10 protein-coding genes are annotated in these 13,204 nt (G+C 65.4%); 9 read left to right on the top strand and 1 reads right to left on the bottom strand.

Going from position 1 to position 13,204, the window contains the following annotated elements:
* Positions 1–9: 9 nt before the first annotated feature.
* The 9 genes from E8L03_RS16785 to E8L03_RS16745 all read left to right on the top strand — a co-directional run bounded on the left by E8L03_RS16785 (position 10) and on the right by E8L03_RS16745 (position 11,309).
* Positions 10–984 carry a phosphate/phosphite/phosphonate ABC transporter substrate-binding protein gene (locus tag E8L03_RS16785; protein WP_425325947.1) on the top strand — a complete coding sequence of 325 codons (975 nt, stop codon included), beginning with the start codon at positions 10–12 and terminating at the stop codon, positions 982–984.
* A gap of 1 nt (position 985) precedes the next feature.
* Complete coding sequence (locus E8L03_RS16780) at positions 986–3,172, top strand: PAS domain-containing protein (RefSeq protein ID WP_171267982.1); 2,187 nt, start codon at positions 986–988, stop codon at positions 3,170–3,172.
* Positions 3,173–3,197: 25 nt separating this feature from the next.
* Positions 3,198–3,557, top strand: a complete 360-nt coding sequence (locus tag E8L03_RS16775; RefSeq protein WP_144307423.1) for a response regulator — start codon at positions 3,198–3,200, stop codon at positions 3,555–3,557.
* Between the two features lie 51 nt (positions 3,558–3,608).
* Positions 3,609–6,140: a PEP/pyruvate-binding domain-containing protein gene (locus E8L03_RS16770; protein ID WP_171267981.1), complete on the top strand. Its 2,532-nt coding sequence runs from the start codon at positions 3,609–3,611 to the stop codon at positions 6,138–6,140.
* Positions 6,141–6,148: 8 nt separating this feature from the next.
* Positions 6,149–7,225, top strand: a complete 1,077-nt coding sequence (locus E8L03_RS16765) for a protein-tyrosine phosphatase family protein (RefSeq protein WP_144307425.1) — start codon at positions 6,149–6,151, stop codon at positions 7,223–7,225.
* Positions 7,226–7,361: 136 nt separating this feature from the next.
* On the top strand, positions 7,362–8,609 hold the full coding sequence (locus E8L03_RS16760; RefSeq protein WP_171267980.1) for an APC family permease: 1,248 nt from the start codon (positions 7,362–7,364) through the stop codon (positions 8,607–8,609).
* An 81-nt stretch (positions 8,610–8,690) separates the two neighbouring features.
* A complete protein-coding gene (locus E8L03_RS16755; protein ID WP_483406967.1) occupies positions 8,691–9,095 on the top strand; it encodes a rhodanese-related (seleno)protein in 405 nt (134 codons plus the stop codon).
* 88 nt (positions 9,096–9,183) lie between these two features.
* The gene (locus tag E8L03_RS16750) at positions 9,184–10,614 is read left to right on the top strand and encodes a response regulator (protein WP_171267979.1); all 1,431 of its coding nucleotides are present in this window, start codon (positions 9,184–9,186) and stop codon (positions 10,612–10,614) included.
* The gene (locus E8L03_RS16745; protein ID WP_171267978.1) at positions 10,611–11,309 is read left to right on the top strand and encodes a phosphoadenosine phosphosulfate reductase family protein; all 699 of its coding nucleotides are present in this window, start codon (positions 10,611–10,613) and stop codon (positions 11,307–11,309) included. Before E8L03_RS16750 ends, E8L03_RS16745 begins: the two co-directional genes overlap by 4 nt.
* Positions 11,310–11,550: 241 nt before the next feature.
* Here E8L03_RS16745 and E8L03_RS16740 read toward each other — a convergent pair whose 3' ends face one another.
* Positions 11,551–13,203: an AMP-binding protein gene (locus tag E8L03_RS16740; RefSeq protein WP_171267977.1), complete on the bottom strand. Its 1,653-nt coding sequence runs from the start codon at positions 13,201–13,203 to the stop codon at positions 11,551–11,553.
* Position 13,204 lies beyond the last annotated feature (1 nt).

Below are 13,204 nucleotides of genomic sequence, written 5' to 3'. Positions count from 1 at the left end.
AGTAAGCTTATGACGAAAACACGATTTTTCCATACTGCAGCCGCGCGGCTGTTCCTGTGCCTGCTTCTGATCTGCGCCGCCCTGGCCGGCTGCGACGACCTACCCGGCGAGATGTCCGACACCCCGATCAAAAAGGTGGACCTCTCCAAGCGCGCTGAGATCATCATCCCTTCCCCTGCCGGGGCTATCACCTACGCCTACCTGCCGCAGTACTCGCACACCACGTCCTACTCCCGCCACCGGCTGCTCATCGAGTACCTCAGCCGGGAGACCGGCCTGGAGCTGCGCCAGGTCTTTCCAGACACTTTCGACGAGCACGTGAAGATGGTCGCCCGCGGCGAGATCGACATCTCCTTCTCCAACCCCATGGTCTACGTCCGCCTGGCCAACCTGGGGGCCCACGCCTTTGCCCGCGTGGTGGAGGCGTCCGGCAGCCCGTCCTTCCGCGGCCAGATCATCACCCGCGCCGACAGCGGCATCCGCACGCTCCAGGACTGCGTGGGCAAGCACTGGTTCGCCGTGGACCCCAACTCCGCCGGCGGCTACCTCTTCGTCCTCGGCCACTTCATGATGCACGGCATCGAGCCCAGGGACTTCGCCTCCATCGACTTCGCCCCCGGCCCGGGCGGCAAGCAGGAGAAGGTGGCCATGGCCGTGTACGCCGGCACGTACGACTTCGGCTCCATCCGCGAGGGCACCCTGGACGTGGTGGCGGACAAGATAGACATCTCCCGCCTGCGCATCGTGGACCAGACGCGCTCCTACCCCGGATGGGTCTACGCCGCACGCAGGGGGCTGAACCCGGAGGTCGTCCAGAAAATCGCCGACGCCATGTTCGCCCTCGACAAGGCCAAGGCCCAGGACGCGCTCATTCTGGAGGCGGCGGAGATAGAGGACATCATCCCGGCAGAGGATGCGGACTACCAACCGGTGCGGGAGCTCATGGCCCGCCTGGGCATGCTCGGCCAAAACGCCACGGACTGATATGCCTGACTTCAAAGCCCCTTCGAGACGCATAGGCTTCCGCCCCTTCGCCGGGGTGCTGCGCGCCGTGGAGCGCATGAAGTTCCGCACCAAGATCGCCCTGGGCATCTCGGGCATCGTTATAGCCATGGCCATCATCTTCGCCGTCACCCTGGGCGAGATGGCCTCCCGCGCCGTGCTCTCCGAGGGCAGGAAGCGCGGCCGCACCGTGGCCGAGAACCTGGCCATGCGCGCCGCCGAGCCGCTCATCGCCGACGACCTGCTGCGGCTCAAGAACCTCGTGGACGAGCTCAAGAAGGTCTCGCCGGACATCGTCTACGCCTTCATCATGGACGAGAGCGGCAATGTTCTGGCCCACACTTTCCAGAACGGCTTCCCGGTGGAGCTGACCGAAGCCAACCCCATCTCCGACGACAACTTCTCCCTGGTCATCGTGGATACGAGCGCCGGATACATCTACGACTTCGCCGCGCCTGTCCGCCTGGCCGGCTCCAACCTCGGCACCGTGCGCCTGGGCCTCTCCCGCGAGCAGCTTCTGGAGCCCGTGTCCCGGCTCAACGTGGCGGTGCTGGCCATCTCCTCGGTTTCGCTGCTCATCGCGCTCATTGCCGGGCTGGCCTTCGCCCACCGCGTCACCCGGCGCATCAACCTGCTCAAGAAGCACGCCGAGAGCGTGGTCATGGGCAACCTGGACGTGCAGTCCGCGCCGCTGCCCACCCGGCACTGCTGGGAGTGCATGAACTGCAACCTCACCACCTGCCCGGCGTATGGCGACCCCCTGCGGCGGTGCTGGTACATGGCCGGCCACCTGGACGACAACGTGCCCGACTCCTGCGTGGAGTCCTGCCGCGACTGCGTCATCTACCGCCAGAACGCCGGCGACGAGATTCAGAACCTGGCCGAGGCCTTTGACGTCATGTCCGTGACCCTGAACACGCACATCAAGGAATTGCGCGAGGCCGAGGCCAACCTGCGGCGCCAGCAGGAGCTGCTGCGCACCATCATGACCGTCACGCCGGACTTCATCGCCCTGTTCGACAACAACCTCCGCTACATGTCCGCGAACAAGGCCTTTACCGACTTCGTCCACATGCCGGAGGAGGAGATCATCGGTAAAACCGACGAGGACCTCTTTGCTCCGGAGAACGCCAGGCGCAGAGCCATCGAAGCCCGCGCCGCCCTGGAAACCGACCAGGTGCGCAAGGCCGAAATATCCGACACGAGCAACGGCGGCGAGCGCTGGTTCCACGTGGTCTGGACGCCTGTGCGCGACTCCGAGGGCCGCACCGTGGGTCTCTTGCGCACCAGCCGCGACATGACCGAGGTGCGCGAGTACCAGGAGCAGCTCCTCCACTCCCAGAAGATGGAGTCCCTGGGCAAGCTCGCCGGCGGCGTGGCCCACGAGATCAACACGCCCCTCGGCGTCATCCTCGGCTATGCCCAGCTTCTGCAGGACGATGTGGACCACGACTCGCAGATATACAAGGATCTCAGGACGATCGAAAAGCAAGCCAAGGTCTGCCGGCAGATCGTCAGCGACCTCCTGGGCTTTTCCCGCCGCGCGGAAAGCACCAAGCGCGAGATGTGCCTCAACAACTCGGTCATGGAGGTCGTCACCCTGGTCTCCCACACGTTCTACCTCGATCATGTGGAGATCATCACGGACATGGACGACCGCATGCCCATCATTTTCGGCGACCCGGAAAAGCTCAAGCAGGTCTGGATAAACCTCCTGAACAACGCCCGCGACGCAATGCACGAGACAGGCGGCGCCATCATCGTCAAGACGCGGCTCTATACCCCGCTGCAAAAGGTCACCATCTGGGTGGCGGACACCGGCCCCGGCATACCACCGGACGCCATGCCCAAAATTTTCGACCCGTTCTTCTCCACCAAGGCCGTGGGCGAAGGCACGGGCCTCGGGCTTTCGGTCTCTTTCGGCATCATCGAGGACCACGACGGCTCCATAGAAGCCACAAGCCCGCTGCCGAACTCGTTTTTCGAAAGTCTCACTCCGCAGACGCAACAGAAGCTGCCGCCGCCGAATGATCGCGGTCCGGGCACGGTGTTCGTAGTGGACCTGCCCCTGGACCACGAGGAATCCATCGACACGCCCGTATCCAGCTCCATCTGCAAGCAGGAACAGCAGGAGTTGGATACCGAACCCGCGGACACGCCCGCGGCGTAAGCATAAAGCACGATACGGAGGATACATGGCACGCATCATCGTACTGGACGATGTGAGCGACCAGGGCACCCTGGTCAAACGCATTCTGGAGCGCAAGGGGCACGAGGTGACCGCCTTCACCGAAGAGGAGGAGGCCATCAACGCCGCGGCCAAGACCGCGCCGGACCTCGCCATCCTGGACATCAAGCTGAAAAAGATGACAGGAGTGGAGGTGTTGGAGGAGATCAAGAAGGTCGCCCCCAGCGTCAAGGTCATCATGCTGACCGGCTACCCCACCCTGGAGACGGCCCGGGAGTCCGTGCGGCTCGGCGCATCGGACTACTGCGTCAAACCCATCGACAAGGACGAGCTCGAAAGCAAGGTCGAGGAAGTGCTCGCGATGTAGCCCCTCGGCTTGCGTTCCCTCCCCCACTTCTGCGATACGGCACCTCATACCATGTCCATCGGCCAACTCTTCAAGCACTGGACCTACCAGGTCTTTGCGCCCGGCAGCCTGCTGCGCGCCAAGTATACGGCGTTCAAGTCCCTGCTGGAGCACGACGATATGTCCATGCAGCGCATCGCCGACCTGGAGGGCATCCACTACGGCGGCCGCCTGGTGGACTGGGCCATGATCCAACGGCTCTGCGACGACCTCTCCGCCTCCGTGGAGCGCTGCGTGCAAGGCCTCATGGAGATGAGCCCCAGCCGCTACATGGGCCTCATGGAGTTCTACCGCAAGATCGACTTTTACGTGAGCATGGGCGTGGACCTGCCCGAGCCGGACCTGGCCCCGCCCCACATCATCCCCCTGGCCAAGGCGGCCGGAAATATCAAGCTGGCCGGCGGCAAGGCCGCCTCCCTGGCCGGCGCCGCGGCTCTGGTCCCCACGCCGCCGGGCTTTGTGCTCACCATCCGCGCCTACAACTACTTTCTGGAGTCCGCCGCCCTGCGCGAGCCCATCCGCGCGGCCCTTTCCCATGTGGATCTCGACGATCCGGATTCGGTGCGCGCCGCCTCGCAGAAGCTCATGCCACTGGTGGCCAAGGCCGAGCTGCCCGAGACCATCGCGACCGAGCTGGCCCAGGCCGTCCCGGCCCTGGAGCAGGAGACCCGCGAAGCCGGCCTGGTCTCCGATGATGCCGAAGTCCGGTTCGCCGTGCGCTCCTCCGGCCTGTTCGAGGACGGCAGCCGCTCCTTTGCCGGGCAGTTCGAGTCCGTGCTCAACGTGGCCGCTGCCGATGTGCCCGAGGCGTGCAAGACAGTCCTCGCCTCGCGCTACGCCGAGTCTGCCATCGCCTACCGCGTCATGTCCGGCCTGGCCGACGAGGAGACGCCCATGGCCGTCCTGATCATGCCCATGGTGGAGGCGCGCAACGCCGGCGTGGTGCTCAGCCGCGACGCATCCCGCGGCGGCGCCCGGCGCGCCGGCATCTACGTGGTGGAAGGCGGCGGCGAAAGCCTGGTCAACGGCTCTCGCAGCGGCCTCTCCTTCCAGGTGGAACGCGACGAGAACGACGCCCTGTCCCTGGCGCCCACCACATCCCCGCCGCCCCTGATGCGTACGGGCGAAGGGCTGCTGGAGCTGGCCCGCCACGCCGTGCGGCTGGAACGCGACGCAGAGAAGCACGCCGGAGAAAGCGCCGGTGCGGAGCAGGCTCCGGAAGCGCGGGAAATCGAGTGGGTGGAGGACCCGGGCGGCTCTTTGTGGATCTTGCAGTCCCGTCCCCACGCCGGCCTGGAAGAGGTGGACACCCGCCCCCTGGAGGAGCCCGAGGACGTGGACGACGTGCCCGTGCTGGCGGACCTGGAGGTTGCCGCGCCCGGAGCCGGCAGTGGCCCCGTGGTCCATGCCACGAGCATGGCCGCGGCCGACATCCCCGAAGGCGCCGTGCTCGTCAGCCTGACCCTGCCCCCGCAGCTCTCCACCATCGCGCACAAGCTCTCCGGCGTGGTCGCCCGAGCCGGCAGCCGCGCCAGCCACTTCGCCTCCGTGGCGCGGGAGCAGGGCCTGCCCGTGTTTGTCTGCGCAGACCCCGACCCCTTCGAGGCCCTGGCCGAGGGCGCAATCGTCACCCTTTCCCACCGCCGCGGCCTGGGCAGGGTGCACGCCGGCCGCATCGAGCTTCTTGCCGGCGAAGAGCGACCCGCCCTGCGCCTGGCCGGAACCCCTGCAGGCGACAGGCTGGCCGCCGTCATCCCCAAGATTTCGCCCCTCAACCTGACCGATCCGGACTCCCCGGAGTTCAGTCCGGAGCACTGCCGCTCCTTCCACGACCTCGTCCGCTTCGTGCACGAGAAATCCGTGGCTGAGATGTTCTCCCTGGTGGACAAGGGCGGCCGCTCCATGACCCGCGCCAAGCGGCTGAAGACCGACCTGCCCATCGTGCTCTACGTGCTCGACCTGGAGAACGGCCTGTTCCCTGCCGCGGCGCAGAAGACCGAGATAACCCAGGACGACATCGCCAGCGAGCCGCTGTGGGCCGTGTGGTGGGGGCTCTCCGACCAGGACGCCGACTGGTCCCAGGGCATGACCCACGTGGACTGGGAGGAGTTCGACCGCGTGAGCGCCGGCATCTTCCCCAAGCACGCCAAGTTCCTGGCCAGCTACGCCGTCATCTCCGCGCAGTACATGCACATGATGATCCGCTTCGGCTACCACTTCTCCGTGCTGGATACAGTCTGCGGTCCGGAGGACAAGAACAACTACATCAACTTCCGCTTCCAGGGGGGCGGCGCAGCCTATGACCAGCGCCGGCGCAGGCTGGAGTTCATCCGCCGCATCCTGGAGCACTACGACTTCGAAATCGAGATCCGCGGCGACATGCTGGACGCGCACCTGAGGCGCTGCGACGCGGGCCTGATCCAGCGGCGGCTCGCCATGCTCGGCTATCTCATGGCTGTTACCCGGCTGCTGGACATGGCCCTGGTGGATGACGCCAGCCTCGATTCCGCCCTTGCCACGTTCCTCGAAAAAACGGACCGCTGAGCTTCGCCATGCTCCGCAAGAAAGACGCCCCCGCCTACACCCTGCACTGGGTCACAGACCAGCTCGCCGTGGGCCAGGCTCCCATGTCCTATGATCAGCTGGACGCCATCAAGGAGCAGGGCGTTACCGCAATCCTCAATCTCTGCGCCGAGTTCTGCGACCTGCACGACATCGAGGCCAACCACGGGTTCGACGTCTACTACCTGCCCATACCGGACGAGGAAGCCCCGGACATGCCGGCCATGGAAGAGGCCCTGGCCTGGCTGGACGAGGCCATCTACCTGGGCAAAAAGGTGCTCATCCACTGCCGCCACGGCATCGGCCGCACGGGCACGGTGCTCAACGCCTACCTCTTGCGCCGCGGCCTGGGCCACAAGCTGGCCGGCAAGAAGCTCAAGGGCCTGAAGTCGCAGCCCGCCAGCTTCAACCAGTGGTGGACCCTGCGCAAGTACGGCCGCCGCGCCGGCAAGCTCACGGTGCGGGAGCCCTCCCTGGAGTACAAACACCTCGTGGATCTCTCCCCGTTCTTCGGCGATTACGAGGCCCTGGTGCAACGCGCCGAGGATCGCGTGCTGGACGAAGAGGATGAATCCGTGCCCCGCTGCGGCATGGGCCACGTGCGCTGCTGCACCCGGCCCATCCGGCTCAGCTTTGCCGAGGCCGTGTACCTGAGCCATCAGATGAACGTGTCCCTGTCCAGCGAGAAGCGCCAGGAGCTCATTGCCCGCGCCATGGAGACGGCGCGCACCGAGGCCACCACCACCCGCGGCCTGGAAAGCGCCACGGACGAGTGGTGTCTGGCCGAGTCCGGCGCGGTCTGCCCGCTGCTGGAGGAGGAGCATTGCCTGCTGTTTGACTCCCGACCCTTGCAGTGCCGCACCTTTGAGCTGCCCGAGGGGGCGCAGGAGGAGCTGTGGAATAACGAGCTGGAGCCTGTGCTGGGCAAGCTCTCGCAGGACATCTTCCTGGCCTTCACCGGCTTCTTTCCGGACCAGTCGCCCCCGCGGCTCACCCTGCCCGACGTGGTCTCCGGCCGCTACGTGCAGCGGTTCTTCAAGTATCTGCTGGAGCACCAGAGCCGCTGAGTCCGGCGCTTTTTTCGCCACACCCTTCCCTTCTGGAATCGACGTGGTATGCTGTCGCGACCCGGCCGTAATTCGGCCGGCAAATGCGTGCCGCACCGCTCAACCGCATACACAAGATTCCCGGAGGTATCGCTACATGGGTTCCGGACAGCCCGTCCCGCCGCTCCGCTCCCTCGCCGCCGCGCTCATCGTCTCCCTCGGCTTTGTGCTCAACGTACGCGCGCTGGCCGCCTTCGGCGCCCTGGCCGGCCACAGCGGCTGGATCGTCTTCATCATCACGGCGCTGCTCGCCGCGCTGTACGGCCTCACCGCCGCAGCCTACGTCCGGCTGCCTGCACGAGGCAGCGAGCCGGAGTCCATCGCCCTGGGCCTCTCGCCCGTCTGCGGAGAGGACCCCACGCCCCGCGTCATCGTCCGCTTGGCCCTGGTGCCGCTGGCCGCCCGCGTGGGCGTGTTCCTGTTCATGGGCACCTCGCTGCTGGCCCTGGCCGGCTACATCTTCAACGAGGTTTTCTGGCGGCAGTTCCCCAACCTCGGCTTCTCCTTCCTGCTGCTGGCCGTGCTGGCCGGCTTCGCCGCCCTGGGTGAAAAACCGCTGCGGCAACTGGTGGCCGTCTCGGGCATGCTGGCCGTTCTCACGCTGCTCATCTTCTTCACCGCCGCCCTGGGTGCGCCGGCCGGGGAGAACGCCGGCGTGGACCAGCTACCTGCGTTCTCGCTCTCCGGGCTGCTCCTGGCCACCACGCTGCTTATCGGCTTTGAGATCGGCCCTCTGCTGGCGGAGCCCGAGCCCGACGTCTCGGCCCGGCGCAGCGCCTACATGCTGACCGTCATCGCCGGAGCCGTGCTGCTGGCCATGTTCGGGGCCGCGGCTCTGCATGTGGTGGATGCAGGCCGCCTTGCCGACACCACCGTGCCGCACATGCTCCTGGCTCGCCGCGCCTTGGGCTCCACAGGTCGGATGCTCATGGGCGGCGCGTGCATCCTGACGACGATCACGGCCCTGGGCGGCCTGCTGCTGGCCATCCGCGCCACCTCCGTGCCCCTGTTCCCGGCCTCGCGGCGTCCGTTCCTGGCCGCCATGCCCATGCTCCTGCCCTGCGCCGCCGTGGCCGGCCTGCTGGGTCTGGGCTATGCCGGCAAGCCTGTGCTGGAGGCATACGCCGCCGGAGCCTTCGGTCTGTGGCTGGCCGGCTACGCCGTGGTCAACGTCGCTGCCTCCAACTGCGTGCTGCGCAACTCCCGCATCGCGCACCGCGCTGCAGCCGGCATATACCTGATCATGGCCGCTGCCCTGGTTGGCGGCTCGGACCGCCCCTGGGTCAGCTTGTTCGTCGCCTGCGTGCTTCTGGCCGCGGCCGTATCCTTCCCTCGCAAACGCTGAGCGGTTGCAGGCCGTCACGTCTGTCGGTATAGAATGGAACGAGGACCATTTTTTCCATTCCAACCGCAGACGGAGAAACTTATGACGCACCGCGCAGTTTTGCTGATCCTGACACTGGCCCTCGTCTTCGGCCTGGCCGCCACGGCGACCGCTGCAGACACAGTGCCCCGCATGGACAAGGACACCCTGAAGTCCAGGCTGGGCGACCCGAACCTGACCATCTTTGACGTCCGCTCCAACTCCGACTGGAAGGGCAGCGAGTACAAGCTTCCCGGCGCCAGGCATCTCGATCCCAACGCCGTGGACGCCGCCATCGGCTCGCTCGATCCCGAGGCCGAGTACGTTCTGTACTGCGCCTGACCCAACGAACACACCAGCGCCCGGGTGGCGCAGGAACTCATGGGGCACGGCTTCACCAACGTGCAGGTGCTCCTCGGCGGCTGGCACGAATGGTTCCGCAGCAACTACCCTGTCGAAGAAAAGTAGCAATTCCTGTCTGTTCCATGCCTTTCCAGGCCGCGAAGCGCCAAATGAGCCCTCGTGTTCCATCCCGGCGTTGTGGTACTGGGAAGGCATGGCACAGATACTCGTAGTGGACGACGAAGAGTCCATCCAAGAGACGTTTTCCTTTTTTCTGCGCAAGGCCTCGTACGACGTCACCACCGTGGGCTCGGTAAAGGACGCGTCCCTGGCCCTTGCCAGGAAGCGCTTCGACATCGTGATCACGGACATCCTCATGCCCGGCGACATGGGCGATACGCTCATCGAGCACATCACAGCCATCAACGAGCCGCCGGTGGTCATCATGGTCACGGGCAAGCCGGACCTGGAGGCCATGACCGAAATGATGCGCCGCGGCGCGTACGACTACCTGGCCAAGCCGGTGCGCAAGCAGACCCTACTCAGCACGGTGTCCCGCGCCCTGGAGCACAGGCGGCTGGCCCTTTCGGCCGAACGCCTGGCCCGCGAGAACGAACGCTACCGCAAGCATCTTGAACGCCTTGTGGAGAAGCGCACCCAGGCCCTGGATATGACCAACCGGCGGCTGATGCGCGAGATCGAGGAACGCATGGCCGCCGAGACGCTGATAGAGCGCCAGCGCGATCTGGCCCTGGCCCTGAGCCGCGCGTCCACACAGGACGAGACACTCGACGCCATCCTCGACTCGGTCCAGGCCCTTGATGGTGTCGATTCGAGCTGCATCCACGTCTGCGTGGAGAATCGCGAGGGAAACCCCCTGGAGCTCTTCACCTCCCGCAACCTGTCCCCGGAGTTCTCCAACTACTACCACGCAATCACACCAGCCCTCCCCATGTACCACAAGCTCATGACCAACCAGCCCATCCACTCCGACGAGGCGACCGACGAGATGAAGGCGGTCTTGCGGTCCCCCAACCCGGAGCTCGTGGCTGCATATAAGAACATTTCCATAATTCCGGTTCGTTACAACGGAAAAACCATCGCCGCCCTCAACGCCGGATCATTCGACGTCATCCCCGATGTCTCGAAGCGCGCCCTGGAGGCTGTTGCCGAGTGCCTGGGCGGCGTGCTCAACCGGGTCCTGATCTGCAACGTCTTTGACGAGTACGGCGTGCCGGCAGCCGGCAGCACCGAGGACCCCGATTTCTCGCCCCTGCATTCCTGGGGCGTATGGGAGTGGGACCCGGTCAGCGATACCTTCTTCTGGTCCTACGCGCTGTGCCGGCTGCTGCTCGTCACCAACCGCACGCGCCTCACGCCCCTCGCCGATTTCCTCGATCACGTGCAGGCCGACCAGGCCGCTCTCCTGCGCGACATGTTGCACAGCATGTCCCAACCGGGCGCCTCTCCCCTGGACGAATGCTCCCTGACACTGCGAGACAACAACGGCCACGCCTTTCCGGCCACGTTCATCTGCCGGGGCCCCGATGCCGAACGCCCCTTCTGCATGGGCCTGATCATCCCACCCGATCGCGGCGTACGCAACTCCGGCCTGCGCATCACCCTTCTCCAGGACAACGCATGACCTCCCGTTCCCAGCTTCCAACCAAGATCGAAACCGCTCTCGCGCTCCTCGAATCCGCGCGTGCACGCCACCACGGCTCCATGGCCGTGGCCTTCTCCGGCGGCAAGGACTCCCTCGTGGCCCTCCACCTGGTGCGCACCATGTACGGCGGCAGCGTGCCCCTGCCCGTGCTCTCCATCGACACCGGCGTCAAGTTTCCGGAGGTCACCGCCTTTCGCGACCGCCTGGCCGCCGACTGGGGCCTGGACCTGCGCATCGTGCAGGACGCCGACTGGGCCGCCATGGCCGCCGACGGCGCCATGCCCTCCACCAACCGGCTGGAATGCTGCCGCGTGCTCAAGGTGGCGCCCCTGCGCGCAGCCATCACCGAGCTCGGCCTCACCGCCCTGATCTCCGGCATCCGCCGGGACGAGCACGAAACCCGCGCCGGCGAAACAGCCGTCTCCCCGCGCGAGCACCCGCCCCACGAGCGCATCCACCCCCTGCTCGACTTCAGCGAAACCGATGTCTGGGACTACATCCGCACCTTCGACCTGCCCTACGCCCCGCCCTACGACCAGGGCTACCGTTCCCTGAGCTGCATCCCCTGCACCACAGCCCCTGGTAAAGAAGGACAGGCCGCCTCCGAACGCGCCAGCCGCAACCCCGACAAGGAAGCCGTCATGGCGCAGCTGCGGGCGCTGGGATACTTCTAAGAATAATTAAAGAAAAGCCTCCGGCGGCTGCGTTTTTTTGCCTCCGGCGGCCAGGGGAATGTTCCCCTGGACCCCTGAACGGGATCATATGGACCCAGCAGGGGGCTTGGGGGACAGCGTCCCCCATACAAATGCGCTTGGCATGAAAAGAAACGGCCCGGTCCCCACGCTGTGGGAACCGGGCCATTTTGCCAGTCTATTATTCTGGACGATTATTTATCCAACTTTCTAACAGAAACTCCTACTTCATGGCTTCCGGGAACAGACGGGCGGCGTCTTCGCGCAGCTTGTACTTCTGCACCTTGCCGGAGGCAGTGAGCGGATAGGAGTCCACGAAGGCGATGTACTTGGGGATCTTGTGCCAGGCGATCTGGCCGCGGCAGAAGTCCTTAACGTCTTCGGCTTCAATATCCGAGCCTTTCTTGCGGATAATGAAGGCGCCGACCTCCTCGCCGTACTTGCGGCTGGGCACGCCAGCCACCTGCACGTCGCTCACGCCCTCCATGGTATAGAGGAACTCTTCGATCTCGCGGGGATAGATGTTCTCGCCGCCGCGGATGATCATATCTTTGAGCCGGCCGTTGATGGTCACGTAGCCGTCGTCGTCCATCACGCCGAGGTCGCCGGAGTGGAGCCAACCGGTTTCCTCAATGGTCTTGGCCGTGGCTTCCGGGTTGTTGTAGTAGCCTTTCATGCTGTTGTAGCCCCGGCAGCAGACCTCGCCCTGCACGCCGTGCGGGACCTCCTGGTTGGTCTCCGGGTCCACGATGCGCACTTCGATCTCGGGCATGGCGCGGCCCACGGTTTCCACGCGGTGGCGTACCGAGTCGTCCGGCAGGGTCTGGGTCATCACCGGCGAGGACTCGGTCAGCCCGTAGCAGATGGTGATCTCGGTCATGTTCATCTTTTCCATGACCTGGCGCATGACGTGCACCGGGCAGGGCGATCCGGCCATGATGCCGGTGCGCAGGCTGGAGTAGTCGAAGCGGTCGAAGAGCTTGTGCTCCAGCACGGCGATGAACATGGTGGGCACGCCGTAAACCGCGGTGCACTTTTCCTGGTCCACGGAGGCCATGACCTGGATGGGGTTGAAGGCCTCCAGCACAACGAGGCAGCTGCCGTGGCTCACTGCGGCAAGCACGCCGAGCACGCAGCCGAAGCAGTGGAACAGCGGCACGGGCAGGCAGAGGCGGTCCTTCTCGGTAAAGCGCTGGTTCTCGCCGATCCAGTAGCCGTTGTTGCCAATGTTGTAGTGGGTAAGCATGACGCCCTTGGGAAAGCCCGTGGTGCCGGACGTGTACTGCATGTTGACCACGTCGTGCGGGTCGCAGGCGTCCTGCCTGGCCTGGTACTCCTCGTCGGAGACCATGCGCGCCAGGCCCAGGATCTCGGGCAGGGAGTACATGCCGCGGTGCTTCGCGTGTCCAAGAAAGCAGACGCGCTTGAGGTGCGGCAGCTTGGGGCTTTTGAGCGACTCGCGCTGGGAGTGCTTGAGCTCCGGCGCCACGTCGTAGAGGATCTGCACGTAGTCGGAGTCGCGGTACCCGTCGATGATGAAGAGGTTTTCGCACTCCGAGTGGGTCAGCAGGTACTCCAGCTCGGAGCGTTTGTAGCTCGTGTTCACGGTGAGCAGGATGGCGCCGATCTTGGCCGTGGCAAACTGCAGGGCGATCCAGTACGGCACGTTGGTGGCCCAGACGGCCACCTTCTCGCCGTGCTCCACGCCCAGGGCCATCAGCCCTTTGGCCAGCGTGTCCACGAGCTCGCCGAACTGACGGTAGGTCAGCCGGAAGTCGCGGTCCACGTACACCAGTGCGTCGTTGTCAGGATAGAGCTCGATGATCTCGTCGAGCATCTGCCCCAATGTGATTTCGCGCAGTGCGGGACGGGTCATA

This window comes from Oceanidesulfovibrio marinus (assembly GCF_013085545.1).
Taxonomy (GTDB): Bacteria; Desulfobacterota; Desulfovibrionia; order Desulfovibrionales; family Desulfovibrionaceae; genus Oceanidesulfovibrio; species Oceanidesulfovibrio marinus.
Note: the sequence above shows the minus strand (reverse complement) of the source record. Positions and strands in the feature narration are given on the sequence as shown.

Excerpts from the sequence above, each read along its gene's own strand:
- E8L03_RS16750 (WP_171267979.1), top strand. The coding sequence starts at position 9,184 with ATGGCACAGATACTCGTAGTGGACGACGAAGAGTCCATCCAAGAGACG.
- E8L03_RS16785 (WP_425325947.1), top strand. The coding sequence starts at position 10 with ATGACGAAAACACGATTTTTCCATACTGCAGCCGCGCGGCTGTTCCTG.
- E8L03_RS16770 (WP_171267981.1), top strand. The coding sequence starts at position 3,609 with ATGTCCATCGGCCAACTCTTCAAGCACTGGACCTACCAGGTCTTTGCG.
- E8L03_RS16775 (WP_144307423.1), top strand. The coding sequence starts at position 3,198 with ATGGCACGCATCATCGTACTGGACGATGTGAGCGACCAGGGCACCCTG.
- E8L03_RS16765 (WP_144307425.1), top strand. The coding sequence starts at position 6,149 with ATGCTCCGCAAGAAAGACGCCCCCGCCTACACCCTGCACTGGGTCACA.
- E8L03_RS16740 (WP_171267977.1), bottom strand. The coding sequence starts at position 13,203 with ATGACCCGTCCCGCACTGCGCGAAATCACATTGGGGCAGATGCTCGAC.
- E8L03_RS16760 (WP_171267980.1), top strand. The coding sequence starts at position 7,362 with ATGGGTTCCGGACAGCCCGTCCCGCCGCTCCGCTCCCTCGCCGCCGCG.
- E8L03_RS16745 (WP_171267978.1), top strand. The coding sequence starts at position 10,611 with ATGACCTCCCGTTCCCAGCTTCCAACCAAGATCGAAACCGCTCTCGCG.
- E8L03_RS16780 (WP_171267982.1), top strand. The coding sequence starts at position 986 with ATGCCTGACTTCAAAGCCCCTTCGAGACGCATAGGCTTCCGCCCCTTC.